Genomic DNA, 21977 nt, shown 5'->3' on the forward strand with positions numbered 1-21977 from the left:
GGGGCTCCTGCTTACGGCTCATGCTGCCTCCGCCATCGAAACCGCCGCGTCCATATCCACGGCCACGATCCGCGAAACGCCTTGCTCCTGCATGGTCACGCCAATGAGTTGATGAGCCATTTCCATGGCGATCTTGTTATGTGAGATGAAAACGAATTGAGTCTTGTCCGACATGCGCGCCACCATGTTGGCGTAGCGCTCGGTGTTGGCATCGTCCAGCGGCGCGTCCACCTCGTCCAGCAGGCAGAACGGCGCCGGGTTGAGCTGGAACATCGCAAACACCAGCGCAATCGCGGTCAGCGCCTTCTCGCCGCCCGACAGCAGGTGGATGGTCGAGTTCTTCTTGCCCGGGGGCTGCGCCATCACCTGCACGCCGGCGTCGAGGATTTCCTCGCCGGTCATGATCAGGCGCGCCTGGCCGCCACCGAACAGCGACGGGAACAGCTCGCCGAAATGGTGGTTGACCTGGTCGAAGGTGCCCTGCAGCAGCGCACGGGTTTCCTGGTCGATCTTGGCGATCGCGTCTTCCAGCGTGTTGATGGCGTCGTTCAGGTCGGCCGACTGCGCATCGAGGAAGGTCTTGCGCTCGCGCGCCGCCGCCAGTTCCTCGAGCGCGGCCATGTTGACCGGGCCCAGCGCGTTGATGGCGTTGTTGATGCGCGTGACTTCGCCCTGCAGGTACGACGGCTTCAGGTCGCCGGTGAGCTTGTGCGCCAGCCCGGCCTCGTCGACCTGCGCCGTGGTCAGCTGCTCGCTGAACTGCTCCTGGTTCAGGCGCGCGGCCTGCTCCTTGAGCTGCAGCTCGGTGATGCGGTCGCGCAGCGGCTGCAGGCTGCGCTCGGCGGCCAGGCGCTGCTCGTCGAACTGGCGCAGCTGCGCCGACAGCGCATCGAGTTCGGTGCGCGCGACGGTGAGCCTGGCTTCCTTCTCGGCGCGCAGTTCCAGCGCGTCCTGCAGGCCGGTATGCGCGGTCTGCTCGTTGATGGTTTCAAGCTCGGCGCGGGCGTTCTCCAGCGATTCGGCGATGCGCTCGGCCTGGTCCGCCGCGACCTGGATATTGCGGCGCAGTTCGTCGATGCGGCTGGACAGGTTGCGCTCGGCAAAGAGCGCTTCCTGCGCAGCGCGCTCGAAGTCGCGCAGCTGGTGGCGCGCGGCCGACAGCTTGCTGTCCAGCGCCTCGAAGGCCATCTGCTGGTCTTCGTGCGAGGCCTGCATCTCGGCCAGCGCGGCGTCGTGCTGCTCGAAGCTGGCTTCGGATTCTGCACGGATCGCGCGCTGCTCTTCGATCTGCGCGTGGATTTCTTCCAGCTCCTCGCGGATCTGGCCGCTGCGCGCGGAATAGCGCTCCATCGCCTGCGACAGCTTGAGCACGTCCATCTGCAGCGCATGCACGCGGCGCGTGGCCTGCTCGGCGCGCGTGCGGGCCTCGCCCAGCGCCTGGCTGGCCTGCGTGTACGCAGCCTCGGCACGTACTGCCTGGGTCTTGGCTTCGTCAGACAGCAGCGCCTGCGCACGCGCCTGCTTCTGCAGGTTTTCGATTTCCTGCTCGCGCGCCAGCATGCCGGCCTGTTCGGAATCGGCGGCGTAGATCTGGATCGCGTTGCGGCCCACCAGGTGGCCTTCGGCCACCACGAACGACGCGCCTTCGGGCAGCGTGCCGCGCGTGGCCAGCGCCTGCGCCATGTCGGTGGCGACGAAGATATCGGCCAGCCAGTCCTGCATCACTGCGCGGATGCCCGGCTCGGTGATCTGCACCAGCGACATCAGCGGACGCAGCCCCGCCGGCGTTTCGAGCGGACGGGCCGCGGCCGGGGGCGAGTAGAACGCGAGCTTGGCCGGCGGCGCGTCGGTCAGGAAGGCCTTGACCCAGTCCAGGTTGGAAATTTCCAGCGCGTTCAGCTTCTCGCGCAGCACGGATTCCAGCGCGTTTTCCCAGCCCGGCTCGATATGGACCTTCTTCCACAGGCGCGGCAGCTCGGCCAGCTCGTGCTTCGCCAGCCAGGGCTGCACCTTGCCGTCGGTCTGCACGTTCTCCTGCAGCTGGCGCAGCGCATGCAGGCGCGCTTCCAGCGACGCGATCGCGGCGGCTTCACTATGCACGCGCGCCTGCGCGGCGCGGCGCTCTTCATCGAGGCGCGGCACGCTTTCTTCGGCATCGGCCAGCACGGCCTGGGCTTCCTCGACCAGCGCCTCCTGCTCGGCCAGCTCGGCGCGGCCCTGTTCCAGCCGGGTTTCATCCGGACGGTCCAGGCCCTTTTCCTCGGCCGACAGGCGCTCGCGGCGCTGCTCCAGCTGCTGCAGCATCTGGTCGGCGCTGCGCTGCTGCGCGGCTTCGAGCTTGAGCGCCTGCTCGGCCTGCATGATGCCGGCGCGCTGCTCGTTGAGCAGCTGCTGGGCATCGCGCCACTGGCCTTCCAGCGTCGGCAGCTCGTCGTTTTTGTGCGCCACCGCCTCCTGCGCCTCGACCGTGCGGCCCTCGGCCACGGCCAGGTTCTCTTCGGCCTGTGCCAGTTCGTCGGTGGCCTGCTCGGCCTTGCCCTGCCACTGCTCGCGTTGCGCCGTCAGCGCGGCAATCTGGGCCTGCACGCGGTTGCGCGACTCCACCACGTAGCGGATCTCGGCCTCGAGCTTGCTGACCTCGGCATTGGCTTCGTACAGCGCGCCCTGCGCCGCATGCATGCCGTCGGATGCGGCATAGTGCGCGGCGCGCATGGTTTCCAGCTCGGCCTCGACATGGCGCAGCTGCGCGGTCTGCGCTTCCAGGTCAATCTGGGCCTGCTCGATGGCGCGCTGGTGGCGTTCCTGCTCGACCTGCGCCTCGCGCTTGCGCAGCAGCCACAGCAGGTGCTGCTTTTCTTCGCCATCGGACTGCAGCGTCTTGAAGCGCTGGGCGACTTCGGCCTGGCCTTCCAGCTTTTCCAGGTTGGTGCCGAGTTCGCGCAGGATGTCCTCGACGCGGGTCAGGTTTTCGCGCGTGTCGGACAGGCGGTTCTCGGTCTCGCGCCGGCGCTCCTTGTACTTGGACACCCCCGCGGCTTCTTCCAGGAAGATGCGCATGTCATCGGGCTTGGCCTCGATGATGCGCGAGATCATGCCCTGCCCGATGATGGCGTAGGCGCGCGGGCCCAGGCCCGTGCCCAGGAAAATGTCCTGGATATCGCGCCGGCGCACCGGCTGGTTGTTGATGTAGTAGGACGAGGTGCCGTCGCGGGTCAGCACGCGCTTGACCGCCACTTCGGCGTACTGGCTCCACTGGCCGGCGGCGCGGCCTTCGGCGTTGTCGAACACCAGTTCGACGCTGGCCCGGCCGGCCTGCTTGCGCGCGGTGGAACCGTTGAAGATCACGTCCTGCATGGACTCGCCGCGCAGCTCCGAAGCGCGTGACTCGCCCAGCACCCAGCGCACCGCGTCGATGATGTTGGATTTGCCGCAGCCGTTGGGACCGACGATGCCGACCAGTTGGCCCGGCACCTGGAAATTGGTGGGATCGACGAATGACTTGAAGCCCGCCAGCTTGATCGAGGATAGTCGCACGGTTTCTCGTGTGGTATCGGCCGCCAGCGGTCCGTCTTGGGTACCGCGCGCAGCCTGGTATCGGGGCTATAGCAATGTTCAGAAGCCGGGCTGCGCGGGAGCCGGCGCGGCGTGCCGCCTGCGCCTCAAAATACCCCCCGGGCCCGAGAATTGGGGCTAATCATACCATCGCAGATGCCTTCGCCGGCCCGTTTGGCGGTTGCCCCGGCGCCATATTCCTACCCCGATTTCCCTTGCTTTTCCGTCCCTTACAGGGGATTCCGCAAGCACTTTGGCATTCATCGGCGGCGTGCCCGGCCGGCACGCCTGTGACGTGGCCGGGAAACTAATTAGGGTAAATGCTAGTCTCTGCACTGTCGCCGTGATCCCGGACTCGCTCCGGGAGCCGCGCACCATGAAAGCCCCCCGAAGCCCTGCCCTTGCGGCAATTTCCAGGAGGACCAGGCATGCGTGAACTGTCGGCGGCCGCCCGGCCGTGGTCCATCAGCGACATCAATTACCCGGCAATCGAGCTAGAGCGCGTCCGCGGTGACCGCCGCCTGTTCTACCCTGCTGGTGTCTGCCTCGTTTATCGAAAGTGGCTCCGATGGGCCTCGTAGGCCTTGAGGTGGCTGTACGCGACTTGCAGCAGCGACAGCGGGCCACGGTAGTACGCACTGTCAAGCGCACGCTGGCTGGCTGCGTCCGTCCCATCACGTGCTGCCGCACCAAATGTCCGTTGCACTTTGCATTGGGCAGCCTGCGTACTATGCTTCAGCGACAACCCATAGCATCCTGCTGCGCCTTGCATGTCCGGGGGGAACAACAAGAGCGAGCGCACCGCATGGCGCTGAAAGGCGGGGAAACAGCATGTGTTTCTTTCTTCGCAAAGCTTGCTGCATGCAACTGGCAGTACTCAGCCTGTTCAGCGTCCCCACCTTTGCCTATGAAGTCGCCCCGGTCAGCGGGGGCGGCAAGATCGAAGGCAAGGTCACTTTCCAGGGCACCGTCCCGATCCGCAAGATCATCCCCACCAAGGACCGCGAAGTCTGCGGCGGCCCGCGCGATGAACCACAGATCCGCGTGGGCGCCGGCAAAGGCGTCCAGGATGCCGTCGTGTACCTGAAGGAAGTGCCCAAAGGGAAGGCCTGGGGTACCCCCGACAAGATCCCGGTGCTCGACCAGGAACACTGCATTTTCAAGCCTGCCGTGCAGGTGATCCGAGCCGGCAAGCTTGAAGTCACCAGCTCTGATCCAATACTGCACAACACCCACGGCTTCTACGGACAGCGCACGGCATTCAACCTTGCGCTACCCGAGAAAGGGGTCAAGATCACGCGCGAACTTCCGCGGCCCGGGCTGGTCCGGGTCGAGTGCGACGCGCACGGCTGGATGCTGGCCCACATCTATGTCGCCGATAGCCCGTACTACGCGCTGACCGGCGAAGACGGCAGCTTCCGCATCGACGACGTTCCACCAGGCAATTACACCCTGGTTGCCACGCAGTACTACACCGGCGATACCGAGACGCCAGTCACGGTAGCCGGCGGCCAGACCGCGAAACTCTCGATCGAACTGAAAAAGAAATAGCGCGTTCAGTTTCGCCGCTGCCAACTTCATCATCCCCCGGGGGGCGGAGGACCGCCAGATGAACTCATTCCAACTCGAACGACGCGAGTTGCACCGGACCCTGGCCGGTCCGGGCGATCGCCCGGAAGGCGCAGCAGTATGGACGCGCCGCACCTTCCTGCACCAGGCGCTGCTCAAAGGCGTTGCGGGCGCCGCCGCATGCGGGTTCTTCCCGCTCCTGAACACTCTTGAGGTGGCCTACGGGCAAACCGGGCAGAGCTTCCGCTTTGCCTGGGTCTCCGACACGCACCTTTATCCGAGGGAGCTCAACTCCCGCTTCGTGGAAAAGACGGTGCGCGCCTTCAAGGAAGTGCAGGCGATGAATCCGCCGGCTGACTTCATGATCTTCGGCGGCGACCTGGCGCAGCTGGGCGATCCTGTCGAGCTGCAACTCGGCGCCGAACTGCTGAAGGAAGTGAAGGTCCGCAAGGTCTTCATCCCGGGCGAGCACGACTGGTACCTCGACATGGGGTCGACCTGGAACAAGACCTTCGGCAACACGCCCTGGACCTTCGACCACAAAGGCGTGCGCGTGATCGGCCTGAATACGGTCGCTGCCGCACCTGACTTCTGGACGGCACGCAAGATGACGCCGAAAGAGCGCATGGGACATATGGCCACGCTCGACGGCACGCTGGGTGGTGCCTGGTCGGCGATCGGCGAAAAGCAAATGCGCTGGCTCAACAGCACGCTGTCGAACTGGCCCAAGAGCAGCCCGGTCATCCTGTTCACGCATACGCCGCTGTACGAGTACTACCCGCCTTGGAATTTCTGGATCCGCGACTGGCGCGAGGCGCATGAAATCCTCAAGCCCTACGCCAACGTCACCAATATCCACGGTCATACGCACCAGGTGCTCTACAACGAGATCGGCAAGGTGCGCTCGATCGGCATGCTGGCCACGTCGTGGCCATGGCCCTACGCGCCGGAAGGCGTGCCGCTGCTGACCAAGCCGATGATTCGCGCCGATCCGGGCGATCACTTCGACGGCGTGGGCTGGAGCACGCTGACCATGACCCCGCAGGGACGGGTGGAGAACGAATACAAGATGTGGCGCAAGACGGTCTTCGCCGACCAGCCGGCGGATTCCGGCACTGAGGACAACCGCAACCAGGTGCTCAGCCCGCGCGTGGCCGATCGGATCTAGCCCGGCCGGCACCCCTGATCCGGCGCAGAAATGCGTGAGGAGCGAATGATGAAGAACGACAAATGGCATGCCCGGGCCCTGGCGGCTGGGGTAGCCGTGTTGCTGCTGCTCGGCTACGACAGCGACCAGCCGATGGCGCACAAGGAACCCCACACGGCAGATCAGCTGAAAGCGTTTGAAGAGGTGTTCATGGAACAGGTGAAGGTCGGCGACCAGCTGTTCCACGGCGATCCCGGTGCGCAGCAGCGGCTGAACGTCAAGCTGTCGAACACCGGTGTTGCCTGCGCCATGTGCCACCCCTATGCGTCGGACACCCATCCGCATGAGTTTCCCAAGTTCCAGGAACAGATGAACGAGTTCGCCACGCTGCGGGACATGATCAACTGGTGCATCGAGAAACCCAACGAAGGCGAGAAGATCGACCCCAACGGGCCCGCCATGAAAGCGCTCGAGGCCTACATCTACTACTCGAACCGCAACAGCAAGCTCGATCCAGGCAGGCACTGAGCGCGTGGCCGGCTGCGATAACGAAGGGAGATAAAAGCATATGACTGCCGCCCGCGCGACATCGGACCCATCCGAAGCATTTCCTGACCTGGATTCGCTGATCGACCGCGGGCTTATTCTCAAGTGGCTCTACTGGGGATTGTTCTGGCTGATGTTCACGCCCAGCATCGGCGTGACCATCTCCAGCCTGTTCAACTTCCCAGACTACCTGGGGACCTCGCAATACCTGACTTTCGGCCGCTTGCGGCCGATGCATGTCAATGGCGTGATCTTTGGCGCCTTCTCCACGCTGTTCATCGGCTTGTGCTACTACCTGCTGCCGCGCCTGTGCGGCGTGCCGGTATGGAAAGGCCGGTGGGGACACTGGCTGGTATGGCTGTGGAACCTGGGCCTGGTTGCCGGCATGGCGTCGCTGATGCTCGGCTACAACCAGGGCCTGGAGGCCGGCGAATTCCCGCTTGCGATCGACGCCATCATCTTCTTCGTGGTGACGGTCACCACCGTGCAGTTCCTGATGACGATCGCGCACCGGCGCGAGCCGCAACTCTATGTGGCAGTGTGGTACCTGATCGGCGCCTTTGTCTGGACCGTGATGAACCTGGTACTCGGCAGCTTTATCCTGCCGTACACCATCACCGGCATCAACAGCGCCGCCTTCCACGGCCTGTTCATCCACTACATCGTGGGGCTGTGGATCACGCCTGCCGGCTACGTGCTGATCTACTATTTCCTGCCGGCGAGCGTGCAGAACCCGGTCTACAGCCACAAGCTGTCGCTGGTGGGGTTCTGGTCGCTGGCGCTGTTCTATCCCTTCGTCGGCATCCACCATTACCTGTACAGCCCCATCGCCGACTGGGCCGAGACGCTGGCGATCATCACCTCGATGCTGCTGATCGTGCCGGTCTGGACGGTGTTGCAGAATTTCTTCGGCACCATGATGGGCCGCTGGCACACCTTCACCCAGAACCTGACCGCCAAATTCCTGATCATGGGTTCGCTGATGTACCTCGCGGGCTGCTTCCAGGGCTCGACCGAGGCCCTGCGCGCGATCCAGCAGCCAACGCATTTCAGCGATTTCGTCATCTCGCACTCGCACCTGACGGTATTCGGCACCTTCGTGGTGTGGGCCATCGGCGGCACGGTCTACGTGATACCCAGGCTGGTGGCGCGGCCGCTATGGTCGGCGCGGCTCGGCAACTGGTCGTTCTGGCTGATCACCTTCGGCATCAGCCTGATGGGACTGGACCTGACCATGGCCGGCCTGCAGCAGGGCTACATGCTGATGGCGGGCGTGGAATGGCTGGACTCGCTGGTAGCCATCCGGCCCTACTGGCTGGTGCGCACGACTGCCGGCATCTCGATGGACATCGGCATGTCGCTGCTGGTCTACAACCTGATGCGCACCGTGATGGCGGCCGAGCCCGCCACGGCACCGAGCGCCACGGGCGCCGCACGCGGAGCGTCAACATGACCCCGCGCCGCCCCGATGGCCGCTATGGCCTGCGCTTCTATGCACTGATCGCGGGGTTCGGCTGCCTCTCGCTGGCCGCCTTCGTGCAGGGCGTGCTGCCGATGCTGGAGCCGCAGTCGCGCACCGACAAGGTCACCCAGGTGGTGCGCACCGACCTGGGCGAACTGAAATGGACGGAAGCACGCGCCACCGACTACACGCCGCTGCAGTTGCGGGGCCGCGAGGTCTATACGCGCGAAGGCTGCTGGTACTGCCACTCGCAGTTCGTGCGCCCGGTCACCGGCGAGACCCGGCGCTGGGGCCCGGTCTCCCAGGCCGGCGAATACGCGTTTGACCTGCCGCACCTGTTCTCGACGCGGCGCATCGGCCCGGATCTCTCGCGCGTCGGCCTGAAGTTCAGCGATGCCTGGCACCTGGCGCACTTCTGGGATCCGCGCATGTTGTCGCCCGACTCGATTATGCCGCGCTTCACCGCGCTGTTCTCCGAGCCGCACACCGCACGGCTGGTGACCGACCAGCAGGGGCGCCGCACCGTCGAGAACACGCCCGCGACCCGGCAGCTGTTCGATTTCGGCAGCAGCGAGACCATCACGCTGACGCCCAACCAGGCCGGCCTGCTCTATGTCCCGGAGCGGGGGAAGTACCCCGTGATCCTGACCCCCAACAAGGAATTCACAGGCGAGACCGTGATCCTGATCGCCGACACGGAAGACCTGCGCGCGCTGGTGGCCTACCTGCAAAAGCTGGGCACCAACCGCGGCAAGTGGCGTGACCGCTTCGAGCCGCAGCAGATGGAGGCCTCGCAGACGAGCATCCCGCGTTCGGAGGAGTGGATCGCGCACGGCAAGAACGTGTATGAGCGTCGCTGCCTGGGCTGCCATGGCGTCAAGGGCGATGGCAACGGACCGGCCGCCGCGTTCATGCAGAAGGACCGCCCGCGCAATTTCACGCTGGGCGTGTTCAAGTTCCGCCTCACGCCGTCCGGCTCCATGCCGGATGACGGCGACCTGCTGCGCACCATCACGCGCGGCGTGCGCGGCACCGCGATGCCGAGCTGGCACGAACTTCCGGAAAAAGACCGGCTGGCAGTGATCCAGTACATCAAGTACGTACTGGCGGCCGACCGCAGCAATCCCGACAAGCCCTACTTCTACTTCCTCGAAGAGCCGCCGCTCGCGCCGATCTTTATCGGCGTGCCGCCCAAGCCCTCGGCCGAACTGATCCAGCGCGGCAAGCAGGCCTGGGACCGCGCCAAATGCTGGGAATGCCACGGGCGCACCGGCAAGGGCGATGGCGAAAAGGCGGCCGGACTCGAGGACGATTTCGGCTTCCCGATCCCGCCGGCCAACCTGACCACCGGGCAGTTCAAGTCCGGGGCATCGGTGAAGGACATCTTCCGCACCATGAGCACGGGGCTGTCCGGCACGCCGATGCCGTCGTTCAGCGACACGGTGTCCGAAGACGATCGCTGGGCGTTGGCCTACTTTGTCCTGTCGCTGTCGGCCTACACCGATCCCCTGACCGGCCAGCCGCTGCCGATCCCGCCCGGGCAGAAAGCCGCGCTGAACGACCCCGGCCTGCGCGCCGACGAATCGCGCCACGCCTATCGCGCGCCGGCGGCGGGCCAATCGGGACAGCCCGGCCAGCCAAGCACCTATGCCGGCGAGGCGTGGGCCAGGCGGCATGGTTTCGCATTTGCCGACGAGCGCTAGCCAGAGGGAACGAGCATGGCCGAACTCACCTTGCTGCAATTCGTGGTGGCCTTCTTCATGAGCCTCGGCGCGGTCTGCGTGTTTATCTGGGCCGTGCTGTCGGGGCTGTTCGAAGACGTCGAAGCCATCAAGTACAAGGCCTACCGGGCCGAAGTCAAGGACGACGAAGCGGAGGCATCCGGCCATGAATGATGAACGCGACAGCCCGCCCGCCGTGCCGGAAGAGCCGCATCACCGGCAGACCCAAGACTACGGCGGCGGCCATATCCAGGCGCGGCATGGCCGCATCAATGTGTGGCTGCTGGTGGTCTACCTGGTGTTGTTCGTCTGGGCGTTGTACTACGGCTATGCCTACTGGGGCGGGCTCGGGCCAGGGCTGGACCTGACGCGCTAAGCCAACCGCCCGCCGACCGTCCGCCATACCATCGGAGCCGACCATGATACCGAGACTGCTGCTCGCGCTGGCCCTGCTGAACCTGGCCTTCCTGTTCGGCGAACTCGCGCTGAACGTGCTCGGCCTGCAGTTCCTATAAGCCTATAAGCGGAGCCGGTCATGACCCTTGCCGAAGCGATCGCCTTCTGGATCTTCGTCATCATGACGGTTGGCTTCTTTGCCTGGGTGGCCTACCTGGCGTTACGCAAGTAGCGGGAGAGGCCATGAGCGACCTGTGGCTGGTCTTCCTGGCAGGCGTCGCCGGCAGCATGCACTGCGCCGGCATGTGCGGCGGCTTTGCCTGCGGCCTGGGCCCCGCGCCCGGCGGACGCGTTGCCACCTTGCTGCGGCACCTGGGCTACAACCTGGGCCGCATCGGCAGCTATGCGTTCCTTGGCACGCTGGCCGGCTATCTCGGCATGCTGCTCGTCGGGCACTCCGGTGAAAGCAGCATGGCCAGCATGGTGCAGCGCGGGCTGGCCATCCTGTCCGGGCTGCTGATGCTGTTGATCGGGCTGAACCTGGCCGGGCTCCTCGGCCGAGGCGGCCATGCGCTGGGCGGTGGGGGCGCGCAGTGGCTGGCGCAATCGCTGCGCACCTTGCTGCGCCGGCCCGGACCTGGCGCGCCGCTGGCATTTGGCGTGCTGAACGGCTTTCTCCCCTGCCCGCTGGTCTACGCCTTTGCCGCGCAGGCGGCGGCCAGCGGCACCGCACTGGGCGGCCTGCAGATCATGCTCGCGTTCGGGCTCGGCACCTTGCCCACCATGCTGGCGATGGGTGGCCTCGGGCTCTGGTGGCGCGCGCGGCCTCGGCCTGCGGGCATCCCGGTGCAGCCCGTCATCGCCAGCTTCCTGCCTGCGCCTGCGGCGCGCCCGGGCTGGCGCATGCAGGGTGTGCGCGCCGCCGGCGCGTTCATCGTCCTGCTCGGCCTGATCACGCTCGCGCGCGGCGTGGTGCCGATGAGCGCCCACCTGCATTAGACAAGCCGCCTATGCCCATCGAAACCTCGCACGCCTGCAGTCACTGCCAGTTGCCGGTCGGACGGCTGGGCCAGCAGCGCGAGCTGGACGGTGAAGCGCACTGGTTCTGCTGCTATGGCTGCTGCCTGGCTTATCAGGTTCACCATGGCGAGCACGAGGAACCGCAGGCCGCCGCCGCGCTGATCCGGTTCGGCGTCGGCGGGTTTCTCGCCATGAACGTCATGTTGTTCAGCTGGCTGCTCTACGCCGATGCGTTTACCGGCGACGAAGCGTGGCTGCGTGGCCCGGTTCACTGGCTGCTGTGGGCGCTGGCGACGCCGCTGGTGCTGCTGCTCGGGCGGCCATTTGCCGAAGGCGCGTGGCAGGCCATGCGGCAGGGACGGCTGTCGACCGACACCCTGGTCTGCATCGGCGTGCTCGCCGCCTACTGCTACTCAGGTTGGCAGGTATCGCGCGGTTCGAGCCAGGTCTATTTCGACACCGCCGCCATGGTGCTGCTGCTGTTTACGCTGGGCCGCCTGCTTGAGGCGCAGGTGCGCGTACGCACCGCGCGCCGCCTCGCGCCGATGCTGGCGGCTGAACGCGCCGAGGCGCGCGTGGTCGAGGGCGGCACCGAAGGCTGGCGCGCCGTCGTCGACATCCGGCCGGGCGAACTGGTGCGGATACTGCCGGGCGAACGCGTGCCCGTCGACGGCATCGTCGTCGATGGCCGCTCGGAGTGCGACGAAGCCGTCCTGACCGGGCAGAGCGAGCCGCAGTTCAAGCCACCGGGGGCGCTGGTGCACGCCGGCAGCATCAACGGCAGCCGCCCGCTGCTGGTCCGTGCCACGGTGGCCGGCTCGCAGACCCGGTGGCAGCAGATCGGCCGGCAGGTGCGTGAAGCGCTGGCGCGCAAATCGCTGGCGGGCGACACCGTCGACCGCATCATTGCCTTGTTCATCCCGGGCGTGCTGGCGCTGGCCGCGGCCAGCGCGTGGTTCTGGGGCAGCCGGGCAGGCGCTCCGGCGCAGGTGGCGGACGCCGCGATGCTGGCCGGACTGGCCGTGCTGGTGGTGGCGTGCCCGTGCTCGCTGGGACTCGCAGCCCCCCTCACGCATGCGTTGGCGATCGGACTGGCTGCACAACGCGGCATTCTCGTGCGCGGCGGCGACGTGCTGGAACGGCTGGCACGGCTCAAGGGCATTGCCTTCGACAAGACCGGCACGCTGACGGCCGACACGCTGCACCCTGTCGGCATGCAGACAGCAGGCGCCAGCCATGCGGAAGTCCTGCGCGTGGCGGCTGCGCTTGCGCAGGCTTCGGACCATCCGGCGGCCCGCGCGATTGCCGCCATGGCCCGCGCCGCGGCATCGCCGCCCGTGGCCTCCAACGAAGTCGAGGCCAATGCCGGCGAGGGCCTGTGCGGTCGATTCGATGGCATGGACTGCGCGCTGGGATCGCCCGCGTTCCTCGGCACGCTCGGTTGGCACGTGCCACCTGCCCTGCTGGCTACGGCGCCACTGGGATGCACGCTGGTACTGGTTGGCTGGGAGGGCCAGGCGCACGGACTGATCGCGCTGCGCACGCTGCCGATGCCGCATGTTGGCGACGTGATCGGCGAGATGCAGCGCCAGGGCCTGCGCACGCTGCTGCTGAGCGGCGACAATCCGCACGCGGTGGCGGCACTGGCCGGCGATTTGCATATCGATGCGTGGCAGGCCAGGCTGCTGCCGCAGGACAAGGTGCTTGCCCTGCGCGACTGGGCTGCCGGCACAGGGCTGGTCGCCATGGTCGGCGATGGCCTTAACGACAGCCCGGTGCTGGCGGCTGCCTCCGTCGGCATCGCCGTGGGCAACGCCTCCGACCTGGCGCGCGAAAGCGCGGACGTCGTGCTGCCGCGCTCGGGCCTGGCCAGCCTGCCGTGGCTGTTGCAGCAGGCGCGCCAGGTACGCCGCACGGTCCGGGCCAACCTGGCCTGGGCCTTCGGCTACAACGCGATCGCGCTGGCGCTGGCCGCCGGCGGGCTGCTGCAACCGGTGCTCGCGGCGGTGCTGATGGCCGGTTCCAGCGTGCTCGTGGCGATGCGCTCGTGGCGTGCCAGCGCAACTGCCGAAGCGAATGCAGGCACTGCCGAGCGCGCAGGCGCCACGGCACCGGGCCATCCCGCTGCATTGCGATCCGGACAGGGAGTTTCACCATGAACCGATGGCTGGCCAGGCTGGCCGCGTGCCTTTTCGCCGTCGCACTGCCGGGCCTTGCGCCGGCCACGCACAACGAGACCCAGCACACCGACCTGTCGTCGCGCGGCTGGCCGGTGGGCGATTTCAGCCTCACCGACCAGAATGGCCGCGCATTTACCCAGGCGCAGCTGCAAGGCCGCTGGACCCTCGTGCTGCTGGGCGACACCCATTGCGGAGCACCGTGCGGCGCTGCGCTGACGGCGCTGACCGGGTTGTACCAGCGCATCAGCACGACGCAGAAGCTTGCCACCACGCAGGTGCTGTTCATCTCGCTGGACCCGCAGCGCGATACCCCGGACGCCCTGCGGCGCTACCTTGCCCCGTACGACGCCCGCTTCATGGGCGCCACCGGCAGCCCGCAGACGCTGGCGCGAATGATCGACGATCTCGGCGCCAGGCCGGGCGTGCCGCCTGCCGCCAACGCAGCCTATCCCGGGTCGCTGATCCTGGTCGGGCCGGATGCCACGGTACGCGGACAGTTCCTGCCGCCGTTCGACGTGCCGCTGCTGACCGCCGCCTATCTGAAAGCACGCGTGCGCAAGTGATTCATACGCCGCAAAGGCGACGACCTAAGCTGCCAGCCCGGCGTCAGCCACTGCCGAAGCACGCGCCGGCCGGCTGCGGTGCACCAGCCCCGACAGGGCGCCGGCAGCGATGATGCACAGCCCGCCGGCCGCTTCCTTCCAGCTCAGCACCTCGGTCGCCAGCCACCACGCCGATACCGCCGCGATCACGACCTCGAACAGCATCAGCAGCGACACCCGGTTGGCCGGCAGCCGCTGCAGGCCGTATTGCACCACCGAGTTGCTGACCACCAGCACCGCGGCCAGGCCCAGCACCAGGATGGCGACGCTGACCTGCGCGCCCGGCACGATCGCCACCGAGGTACCGTCAAGCAACAGTGCCGCCGGCACGCCGATCACGGTGCAGCCGAGGTACACCACCACGGTACGCACGCGCGCATCCGTGTCGGGAAAGCGCTGGCCGGCCCGGCGCGACAGCACGTTGTTGACGGCAAAGCCCATGCCGCCGATCAGCCCCGACCATTCCGCGGCGTTGCCCGGCAGCGGCACGCCGACTTCGGGCGTCCACAGCATCAGCCCGGCGCCAAACAGGGCCAGCGCCACCAGGCCCAGCCCCGCCGGCGAGAGCCGCTCGCCCAGGAACAGCCGGGCGAACAGCGCGGTCCAGACTGGCGTCAGGTAGAACAGGAGCAGCACGCGCATGACATGGCCGTTGACGCTGCCCCAGACAAAGCCGGCGTTGGTCACGCCGGCTGCCAGCCCGACCGCGACAAAGAGCCAGTGCGGGCGCAGCCCGGCCAGCTGGCGGCGGAATGCCAGCAGCGACAGCACCGCGGCGACCGCGCTGACCAGCGCGGCGGCGTGCATGCCACCCAGCCCCCAGCCGGCCAGCACGCGGTACGGAAACCAGGCGATGCCCCAGACCGAGGCCCCCAGCAGGATGGAAAGAGACGCCTTGACCGCATGGCGGTCGGCCGGCGCAGCCTGCGCCGTAATGGGTGTAATGGTTTTCGTGCTCATGAAGGGAATTCTGTTTGAGGCGAGCCGGCGCCTGCTGCCGTAATGCGGAGACGGGCGAGCAGGCAAGTCCGGACGGCGCCGGCGGCATCACTGCGAAGTGATGCCCGCCATCCGCGCCCCGGCCGGCCGCGCGGGCGGCTCCGGTGCACGGTAACCCGCGCCGTTCCTCTATAATGCGTCGTTTTAACCGGCCCCGACTGCTACCGTGAATCCGCGCCTCGACCTGCTCCAGCCCTACCCGTTCGAGAAACTGCGGGTACTCTTTTCGCAGGTGACGCCTGCGGCGGACAAGCCGGCGATCAGCTTCGGCATCGGCGAACCCAAGCACCCGACGCCCGAATTCATCAAGCAAGCGCTGGCCGAGTCGCTTTCGGGACTGGCGAATTATCCCACCACCGCTGGTTCCGATGCACTCCGACAGTGCATCGCCGGCTGGCTGGAACGCCGCTACGGGCTGCCCAAGGTCAATGCCGCCACCGAGGTGCTGCCGGTGACCGGCTCGCGCGAGGCACTGTTCGCCTTCGCCCAGACCGTGGTCGATGGCACCCGGCCGGGCGCGCTGGTGATGTGCCCGAACCCGTTCTACCAGATCTATGAAGGCGGCGCGCTGCTGGCCGGCGCCACGCCCGTGTTCGCCAACAGCGACCCGGCGCGCAACTTCGCCCCGGCGTTCGGCCGTATTAGCGACGACGTCTGGAAGAAGGTCCAGCTGCTGTTCGTCTGCACCCCGGGCAACCCGACCGGCGCCGTGCTGTCGCTGGATGACTGGCAGCAGCTGTTCGCGCTGTCGGACCGCTACGGCTTCGTGATCGCGTCGGACGAGTGCTACTCGGAGATCTATTTCGACGAAGGCTGCGCGCCGCTGGGTGCACTGGAAGCCGCGCACAGGCTTGGCCGGAGCTTCGAGCGATTGGTGATGTTCTCCAGCCTGTCCAAGCGCTCCAACGTGCCGGGGCTGCGCTCCGGCTTTGTCGCCGGCGACGCCGCGCTGCTGAAGAAATTCCTGCTATACCGTACCTACCACGGCGGCGCGATGAACCCGGCGGTGCAGAGCGCCAGCATCGCCGCCTGGAACGATGAGGGTCACGTGCGCGAGAACCGCGCGGCCTACGTGCGCAAGTTCAGCGAAGTGACGCCGATGCTGGCCGAGGTGCTGGATGTGGCGCTGCCCGACGCCGGCTTCTACCTGTGGGCCGATGTCTCGCGCACCGGCCTGAGCGATACCGAGTTCGCCGCGCGCCTGCTGGCCGGGCAGAACGTGACCGTGCTGCCCGGCAGCTACCTGGCGCGCGAAGCCGACGGCATCAACCCGGGTGCCAACCGCGTGCGCATGGCGCTGGTGGCTACGCCGGAGGAATGCCTCGAAGGCGCGCGCCGCATCGTCGAATTCTGCAAGTCGCTGGGCTGAGGCGCTGCCTCGCCCACCGCATTGGCCAGACCCACGCATCAATATTCAACCCTGAGAAAACGAACATGACGCAAGCACTGCAAGCCCTGATCGACCAGGCCTGGGAAGACCGCACCAGCCTGTCGCCCAAGTCCGCCCCCAACGATATCCGCGAAGCCGTTGCCAACGTCATCGGCCAACTGGATGCCGGCACGCTGCGCGTGGCCGAGAAGCAAGGCAAGGACTGGATCGTCAACCAGTGGGTCAAGAAGGCCGTGCTGCTGTCGTTCCGCCTGGAAGACAACGCGCCGATGAGCGCCGGCGGCTTCGCCCAGTTCTACGACAAGGTGCCGACCAAGTTCGCCAACTGGAGCGGCGACGACTTCGCCAAGGCTGGCTTCCGCGTGGTGCCGCCCGCAGTGGCCCGCCGCGGTTCGTTCATCGCGAAGAACGCGGTGCTGATGCCGTCGTACGTCAACATCGGCGCCTATGTCGATGAGGGCACCATGGTCGACACCTGGGCCACCGTCGGTTCGTGCGCGCAGATCGGCAAGAACGTGCACCTGTCGGGCGGCGTTGGCATCGGTGGCGTGCTGGAGCCGCTGCAGGCCAACCCGGTCATCATCGAAGACAACTGCTTCATCGGCGCCCGTTCGGAAGTCGTGGAAGGCGTGATCGTCGAAGAGAACTCGGTGATCTCGATGGGCGTGTACCTGGGCCAATCGACCAAGATCTACGACCGCGAAACCGGCGAGATCCACTATGGCCGCGTGCCGGCCGGTTCGGTGGTGGTGGCGGGCAACCTGCCGTCCAAGGATGGCAAGTACAGCCTGTACTGCGCCGTGATCGTGAAGAAGGTCGACGCGCAGACCCGCGCCAAGACCAGCCTGAACGACCTGCTGCGTGACTGATCGCGTCTGATCGGTCTGACCGCGCTGGCGCGGCCTCGCTGCGCCAGCCCGTCCCGGGGCCGGTCCCCGGGACCGCAATACCCGTGTTACCGCTGTTCCCGCTGTCACCTCCCGCCTGGCCAGGCTCAACATGCCTTCCCTCCGCAAGCGACTCATGGCCCTGGATCCCGCCACCGTCAGTACCGTGCTCTCCCTGTTGCCCACCATTCTCGAGCAGGCCAACAAGACCATCGAGAAGATCAAGAAAGGCAAGCGCAAGGACGATGCGCCGGAAGGCGCCGTGGCCGAGACGCGCGATCCCGCCGCCCGCATTGCCGAACTGGAAGCCGCCGCCGTGCAGCAGGCCGAAGCGGTCAAGCTGCTGGCCGAGCAGCACGCCATCACCATCGAAGCGCTGCGCAAGGAAGCCGCGCGGCTGGACCGCCGCCTGCGCCTGATGACCGCCGTTGCCATGGGTGGCGTGGCGCTCGGCCTGGGCAGCCTGGTGATTGCGCTGAACCTGCTGTTCCGCTGAGCCCGAATTCAACAAAGACCAAGCCATGACCGTCCTGCTCTACGGCATTCCCAACTGCGATACCGTCAAGAAAGCCCGCACCTGGCTGGACGCCAACGGCGTGGCCTACACCTTCCACGACTTCAAGAAGCAGGGCGTGGATGAAGCCATGCTGCGCGGCTGGCTCAGGCACGTGCCGCTGGCCACGCTGCTGAACCGCAAGGGCACCACGTATCGGGCGCTGTCGGATGCGGACAAGGCCCGCGCCGAGGAAGAAGCCGGCGCGATCGCGCTGATGCAGCAGAGCCCGTCGCTGATCAAGCGACCGGTGCTGGCCCATGCTGGCAAGGTGATGGTGGGTTTCTCCGCCGACCAGTACGCCAGCCAGTTCTGATTTCCCCCGATTCCCCTGCCGATTTCCCTGATTTTCGCCGCCGTCACATGACCGCCACCCTCGCCCTCACCGAAGACCTGATCCGCCGCCGCTCCGTCACGCCCGCCGACGAAGGCTGCCAGGCCATCCTGGAAACCCGCCTGAAGGCGCTTGGCTTCGACTGCGAAGCCATCGTCAGCGGTCCGGACGATTTCCGCGTGACCAACCTGTGGGCGGTCCGGCGCGGCACGCAGGGCACGGCGGGCAAGCTGCTGGTGTTCGCCGGCCATACTGACGTGGTGCCGACCGGCCCGCTGGAGCAGTGGCACTCCGACCCGTTCGAGCCAACCCATCGCGACGGCAAGCTATACGGCCGCGGCGCGGCCGACATGAAGACCTCGATCGCCGGCTTCGTGGTGGCGGTGGAGGAATTCGTCAAGGCGCATCCCGCGCATGCCGGCTCGATCGGTTTCCTGATCACCAGCGACGAAGAGGGCCCGGCGCATGACGGCACCATCAAGGTCGTCGAAGCGCTGACCGCGCGCGGCGAGCGCCTGGACTACTGCGTGATCGGCGAGCCGACCTCGGTCAACGCGCTCGGCGACATGGTCAAGAACGGCCGCCGCGGCTCGCTGTCGGGCAAGCTGACGGTCAAGGGCATCCAGTGCCATATCGCCTACCCGCACCTGGGCCGCAACCCGATCCATGACGCCGCCCCGGCGCTGGCCGCACTCGCCGCCGAAGTCTGGGACGAAGGCAACGAGTACTTCCCGCCGACCAGCTGGCAGATGTCGAATATCCACGGCGGCACCGGCGCCACCAACGTGATCCCGGGCCACGTCACCATCGACTTCAATTTCCGCTTCTCGACCGCGAGCACGCCCGAAGGCCTGAAGGCGCGCGTGCATGCGATCCTGGATCACCACAGCCTCGAATACACGCTGGACTGGACCCTGGGCGGAGAGCCCTTCCTGACGCCGCGCGGCGACCTGTCCGACGCGCTGTCGTCCGCAATCAAGGCCGAAACCGGCTTCGACACCGAGCTGTCGACCACCGGCGGCACGTCCGACGGCCGCTTTATCGCCAAGATCTGCCCGCAGGTGATCGAGTTCGGCCCGCCCAATGCCAGCATCCACAAGATCGACGAGCACGTCGAGGTGCGCTTCATCGACCCGCTGAAGAATGTTTATCGCGGCGTGCTGGAACGCCTGATCGCCTGATTTTTTTCGCCGAAAGACACTGACATGGCAACACCCTCTCCCTTGCGCACCGTGCGCGACCTGCTGCGCCTCGCGGTCTCGCGCTTTACCGCCGCGCGACTGTCCTTCGGCCACGGCAGCGCCAACGCCTATGACGAGGCGGCCTACCTGGTGCTGCACACGCTGAACCTGCCGCTCGACACGCTCGACCCGTTCCTCGACGCGCGCCTGCTGCCCGAGGAAATCGACGCCGTGCTGAAGGTAATCGAGCGCCGCGTCAACGAGCGCGTGCCGGCCGCGTACATCACGCACGAAGCCTATATGCATGGCCTGCGCTTCTACGTGGACTCGCGCGTGATCGTGCCGCGCAGCTTTATCGGCGAACTGCTGCAGGAAGGGCTGGAGCCGTGGGTCGGCGAGACCGGACAGATCGGCCCGGTGCTGGAGCTGTGCACCGGCTCGGGCTGCCTGCCGATCCTGGCCGCGCACGTGTGGCCGAATGCGAAGATCGATACCGTCGACATCTCGCCCGATGCGCTGGCCGTGGCGCGCCGCAACGTCGCCGACTACAAGATGGACGACCGCATCCGTCTCTACGAAGGCGACCTGTACGCGCCGCTGCCGCATGGCGCGACCTACGACGTGATCCTGACCAACCCGCCGTACGTCAACGAGGCCTCGATGCAGGCACTGCCGGCGGAATACCAGGCCGAGCCGCGCATCGCGCTGGCCGGCGGTGACGATGGCATGGACGTGGTGCGGCGGATCATCGCCGGGGCCAAGGCGCGGCTGAATCCCGGTGGCGTGCTGGTGGTCGAAATCGGCAACGAGCATGCCAATGTGGAGGCCGCCTTCCCTGACCTGGAAATCGTCTGGCTGCCGGTCAGCGCGGGCGAGGAGCAGGTGTTCTTGCTGACATACGACGCGCTGCCGGGGTAAATCAGCTCACCAAATGTGTGCTCCCTATCCCGCAAGCGGGAGAGGGAGCACACAATCGGCACGGAACACCCGCGCAATCTGGGCGAACACCGGCCACCCGTTGATCAGGCAACGCGCGCAGGCTCTACACTCGCTGCAGATATTGCGCCACTGACGCCGTGACCGCCAGCAACTCCCCCCTCCCCGGGTCCCCACCCGGTGCCAACGCCCTGCCCGCCCGGGCCGCAACCACGCACGCCGTGCGCGGCATTGCCATCCTGACCTTCGCGTTCGCGCTCAGCCAGTTTTTCCGCTCCTGCCTGGCAGTGATGGCGCCGGAGCTGCAGCACGATTTCGGCATGTCGCCGGCGGGGTACGGCGCACTCTCTTCGTCGTTCTTCCTGGCCTTCGCCGTGGCGCAGATCCCCGTGGGCATTGCGTTCGACCGCTACGGTGTCGGCCGCCCGACCGCGCTGCTGCTGGCCGTGGGCGCGCTGTCGTCGATCGTATTCGTGCTGGCGCCCAACGGCACCGCAGCCACGCTGGCGCAGGTGGGGCTGGGGCTGGCGTGCGCGCCCGTGTTCATGGGCCTGCTGCATTTCGCCTCGGAACAGCTCTCGGAGCGCGATTACACCCGCGTGGTCAGCCGCTCCAACGCCACCGGCATGATCGGCTCGCTGTGCGCGACCGCGCCGCTGGGCTGGGCCATCTCGCTGATCGGCTGGCGGCCGTCGATGGCGGTATCGGCGCTGGGCATGGTGGCAGCCTGCTATGGCGTGTGGCGCTTCGTGCGCGACCATGGCCATGCCGAGGCCCGCGGCGCCTCGTGGCCGGCGATGCTGTCGGAAAGCACGCAGCTGCTGAAACTGGCGCCGCTGTGGACGCTGATCCCGCTGTGCGTGGCCATGGCCGCCGGCACCGCCTTCCGCAATGCCTGGAGCGGGCCCTACCTGGCCGAGGTATTCGGCCTGGGCTCGGCACCGCGCGGCGTGGCGCTGACGCTGCTGAGCCTGGCCGGCTTCCTGACGGCATTCCTGCTGCCGGTGCTGGTCCGCCGCAGCACGCTCAAGACCGCCATCGCCGGCTGGTCCTGCTTTGCCATGTCGGGGGCGATCCTGCTGGCGCTGTGGCCGGACACCGGCATCGGCTACGCCGTGGCGATGATGGCGCTGCTGTCGACCATTGGCATGCTGCATCCGCTGGTAATGGCGCAGGGCCGCGGCCTGATCCCGCCATCGCAGCGCGGGCGCGGGCTGGGGCTGCTCAATACCTTCGTGTTCCTCGGCTCGGCGCTGACATCGTGGGCGTTCGGGCTGATCGCCAATGCGGGGCATGTGCGGCAATGGCCGGTGGCATCGACTTATGCGGCGATCTTTGTGTCCGCGGCGGTGCTGGTCGCGGTGTCGCTGATCCCGTATTTCTTCAGTCCGCCGCATCCGACCAACTGAGCGCCATGTCGGACGGCGTCCTTGATGCAGCCGCGCGGCGTGCGGATCACCAGGACGATCGCCCCGGGCTTCGCCCGCAAAAAGCCAGACTTA

At 67.0% G+C, this 21977-nt stretch carries 19 protein-coding genes; 17 read left to right on the top strand and 2 right to left on the bottom strand.

Annotated elements, in window-relative coordinates; all coding sequences use genetic code 11:
- Positions 1 to 18 precede the first annotated feature (18 nt).
- Positions 19 to 3534, bottom strand: coding sequence for a chromosome segregation protein SMC (gene smc, locus E1J61_RS23075; protein WP_133096315.1), 3516 nt, complete (start codon positions 3532 to 3534; stop codon positions 19 to 21).
- 879 nt (positions 3535 to 4413) lie between these two features.
- Here smc and E1J61_RS23085 point away from each other — a divergent pair.
- The 10 genes from E1J61_RS23085 to E1J61_RS23130 all read left to right on the top strand — a co-directional run bounded on the left by E1J61_RS23085 (position 4414) and on the right by E1J61_RS23130 (position 14156).
- Positions 4414 to 5103: a carboxypeptidase regulatory-like domain-containing protein gene (locus E1J61_RS23085; RefSeq protein WP_205751632.1), complete on the top strand. Its 690-nt coding sequence runs from the start codon at positions 4414 to 4416 to the stop codon at positions 5101 to 5103.
- A gap of 58 nt (positions 5104 to 5161) precedes the next feature.
- Complete coding sequence (locus E1J61_RS23090; RefSeq protein ID WP_133096317.1) at positions 5162 to 6289, top strand: metallophosphoesterase; 1128 nt, start codon at positions 5162 to 5164, stop codon at positions 6287 to 6289.
- Between the two features lie 45 nt (positions 6290 to 6334).
- Complete coding sequence (locus E1J61_RS23095; protein ID WP_207951243.1) at positions 6335 to 6796, top strand: hypothetical protein; 462 nt, start codon at positions 6335 to 6337, stop codon at positions 6794 to 6796.
- Between the two features lie 40 nt (positions 6797 to 6836).
- Positions 6837 to 8267 carry a cbb3-type cytochrome c oxidase subunit I gene (locus E1J61_RS23100; protein ID WP_133096318.1) on the top strand — a complete coding sequence of 477 codons (1431 nt, stop codon included), beginning with the start codon at positions 6837 to 6839 and terminating at the stop codon, positions 8265 to 8267.
- Entirely contained in the window at positions 8264 to 9979 is a 1716-nt protein-coding gene (locus tag E1J61_RS23105) for a cbb3-type cytochrome c oxidase subunit II (protein WP_133096319.1), read from the top strand. Before E1J61_RS23100 ends, E1J61_RS23105 begins: the two co-directional genes overlap by 4 nt.
- Positions 9980 to 9994: 15 nt before the next feature.
- Complete coding sequence (gene ccoS, locus E1J61_RS23110) at positions 9995 to 10171, top strand: cbb3-type cytochrome oxidase assembly protein CcoS (protein ID WP_133096320.1); 177 nt, start codon at positions 9995 to 9997, stop codon at positions 10169 to 10171.
- A complete protein-coding gene (locus tag E1J61_RS23115; RefSeq protein ID WP_133096321.1) occupies positions 10164 to 10373 on the top strand; it encodes a hypothetical protein in 210 nt (69 codons plus the stop codon). Before ccoS ends, E1J61_RS23115 begins: the two co-directional genes overlap by 8 nt.
- 263 nt (positions 10374 to 10636) lie before the next feature.
- Positions 10637 to 11392, top strand: coding sequence for a sulfite exporter TauE/SafE family protein (locus tag E1J61_RS23120; RefSeq protein WP_133096322.1), 756 nt, complete (start codon positions 10637 to 10639; stop codon positions 11390 to 11392).
- An 11-nt stretch (positions 11393 to 11403) separates the two neighbouring features.
- The gene (locus tag E1J61_RS23125) at positions 11404 to 13572 is read left to right on the top strand and encodes a heavy metal translocating P-type ATPase (protein WP_133096323.1); all 2169 of its coding nucleotides are present in this window, start codon (positions 11404 to 11406) and stop codon (positions 13570 to 13572) included.
- Entirely contained in the window at positions 13569 to 14156 is a 588-nt protein-coding gene (locus E1J61_RS23130; protein WP_133096324.1) for an SCO family protein, read from the top strand. Before E1J61_RS23125 ends, E1J61_RS23130 begins: the two co-directional genes overlap by 4 nt.
- A 24-nt stretch (positions 14157 to 14180) precedes the next feature.
- Here E1J61_RS23130 and E1J61_RS23135 read toward each other — a convergent pair whose 3' ends face one another.
- Entirely contained in the window at positions 14181 to 15155 is a 975-nt protein-coding gene (locus E1J61_RS23135; protein ID WP_133096325.1) for a DMT family transporter, read from the bottom strand.
- 205 nt (positions 15156 to 15360) lie between these two features.
- Here E1J61_RS23135 and dapC point away from each other — a divergent pair, with 205 nt between their 5' ends.
- The 7 genes from dapC to E1J61_RS23170 all read left to right on the top strand — a co-directional run bounded on the left by dapC (position 15361) and on the right by E1J61_RS23170 (position 21884).
- The gene (gene dapC, locus E1J61_RS23140; RefSeq protein WP_133096326.1) at positions 15361 to 16563 is read left to right on the top strand and encodes a succinyldiaminopimelate transaminase; all 1203 of its coding nucleotides are present in this window, start codon (positions 15361 to 15363) and stop codon (positions 16561 to 16563) included.
- 65 nt (positions 16564 to 16628) lie between these two features.
- A complete protein-coding gene (gene dapD / locus E1J61_RS23145) occupies positions 16629 to 17453 on the top strand; it encodes a 2,3,4,5-tetrahydropyridine-2,6-dicarboxylate N-succinyltransferase (protein ID WP_029045838.1) in 825 nt (274 codons plus the stop codon).
- 154 nt (positions 17454 to 17607) lie between these two features.
- On the top strand, positions 17608 to 17967 hold the full coding sequence (locus E1J61_RS23150; protein WP_240745875.1) for a hypothetical protein: 360 nt from the start codon (positions 17608 to 17610) through the stop codon (positions 17965 to 17967).
- A gap of 25 nt (positions 17968 to 17992) precedes the next feature.
- Positions 17993 to 18340: an arsenate reductase gene (locus E1J61_RS23155; protein WP_133096328.1), complete on the top strand. Its 348-nt coding sequence runs from the start codon at positions 17993 to 17995 to the stop codon at positions 18338 to 18340.
- A gap of 47 nt (positions 18341 to 18387) precedes the next feature.
- On the top strand, positions 18388 to 19539 hold the full coding sequence (gene dapE, locus E1J61_RS23160) for a succinyl-diaminopimelate desuccinylase (RefSeq protein WP_133096329.1): 1152 nt from the start codon (positions 18388 to 18390) through the stop codon (positions 19537 to 19539).
- A gap of 24 nt (positions 19540 to 19563) precedes the next feature.
- Positions 19564 to 20457: a 50S ribosomal protein L3 N(5)-glutamine methyltransferase gene (prmB, locus tag E1J61_RS23165; protein ID WP_133096330.1), complete on the top strand. Its 894-nt coding sequence runs from the start codon at positions 19564 to 19566 to the stop codon at positions 20455 to 20457.
- 158 nt (positions 20458 to 20615) lie between these two features.
- Positions 20616 to 21884: an MFS transporter gene (locus tag E1J61_RS23170; protein WP_133096331.1), complete on the top strand. Its 1269-nt coding sequence runs from the start codon at positions 20616 to 20618 to the stop codon at positions 21882 to 21884.
- Positions 21885 to 21977: the final 93 nt, after the last annotated feature.

It is taken from the genome of Cupriavidus sp. L7L, assembly GCF_004353535.1.
GTDB lineage: Bacteria > Pseudomonadota > Gammaproteobacteria > Burkholderiales > Burkholderiaceae > Cupriavidus > Cupriavidus oxalaticus_A.

Excerpts from the sequence above, each read along its gene's own strand:
- E1J61_RS23085 (WP_205751632.1), top strand. The coding sequence starts at position 4,414 with ATGCAACTGGCAGTACTCAGCCTGTTCAGCGTCCCCACCTTTGCCTAT.
- E1J61_RS23090 (WP_133096317.1), top strand. The coding sequence starts at position 5,162 with ATGAACTCATTCCAACTCGAACGACGCGAGTTGCACCGGACCCTGGCC.
- E1J61_RS23095 (WP_207951243.1), top strand. The coding sequence starts at position 6,335 with ATGATGAAGAACGACAAATGGCATGCCCGGGCCCTGGCGGCTGGGGTA.
- E1J61_RS23100 (WP_133096318.1), top strand. The coding sequence starts at position 6,837 with ATGACTGCCGCCCGCGCGACATCGGACCCATCCGAAGCATTTCCTGAC.
- E1J61_RS23105 (WP_133096319.1), top strand. The coding sequence starts at position 8,264 with ATGACCCCGCGCCGCCCCGATGGCCGCTATGGCCTGCGCTTCTATGCA.
- ccoS (WP_133096320.1), top strand. The coding sequence starts at position 9,995 with ATGGCCGAACTCACCTTGCTGCAATTCGTGGTGGCCTTCTTCATGAGC.
- E1J61_RS23115 (WP_133096321.1), top strand. The coding sequence starts at position 10,164 with ATGAATGATGAACGCGACAGCCCGCCCGCCGTGCCGGAAGAGCCGCAT.
- E1J61_RS23120 (WP_133096322.1), top strand. The coding sequence starts at position 10,637 with ATGAGCGACCTGTGGCTGGTCTTCCTGGCAGGCGTCGCCGGCAGCATG.
- E1J61_RS23125 (WP_133096323.1), top strand. The coding sequence starts at position 11,404 with ATGCCCATCGAAACCTCGCACGCCTGCAGTCACTGCCAGTTGCCGGTC.
- E1J61_RS23130 (WP_133096324.1), top strand. The coding sequence starts at position 13,569 with ATGAACCGATGGCTGGCCAGGCTGGCCGCGTGCCTTTTCGCCGTCGCA.
- E1J61_RS23135 (WP_133096325.1), bottom strand. The coding sequence starts at position 15,155 with ATGAGCACGAAAACCATTACACCCATTACGGCGCAGGCTGCGCCGGCC.
- dapD (WP_029045838.1), top strand. The coding sequence starts at position 16,629 with ATGACGCAAGCACTGCAAGCCCTGATCGACCAGGCCTGGGAAGACCGC.
- E1J61_RS23150 (WP_240745875.1), top strand. The coding sequence starts at position 17,608 with ATGGCCCTGGATCCCGCCACCGTCAGTACCGTGCTCTCCCTGTTGCCC.
- E1J61_RS23155 (WP_133096328.1), top strand. The coding sequence starts at position 17,993 with ATGACCGTCCTGCTCTACGGCATTCCCAACTGCGATACCGTCAAGAAA.
- dapE (WP_133096329.1), top strand. The coding sequence starts at position 18,388 with ATGACCGCCACCCTCGCCCTCACCGAAGACCTGATCCGCCGCCGCTCC.
- prmB (WP_133096330.1), top strand. The coding sequence starts at position 19,564 with ATGGCAACACCCTCTCCCTTGCGCACCGTGCGCGACCTGCTGCGCCTC.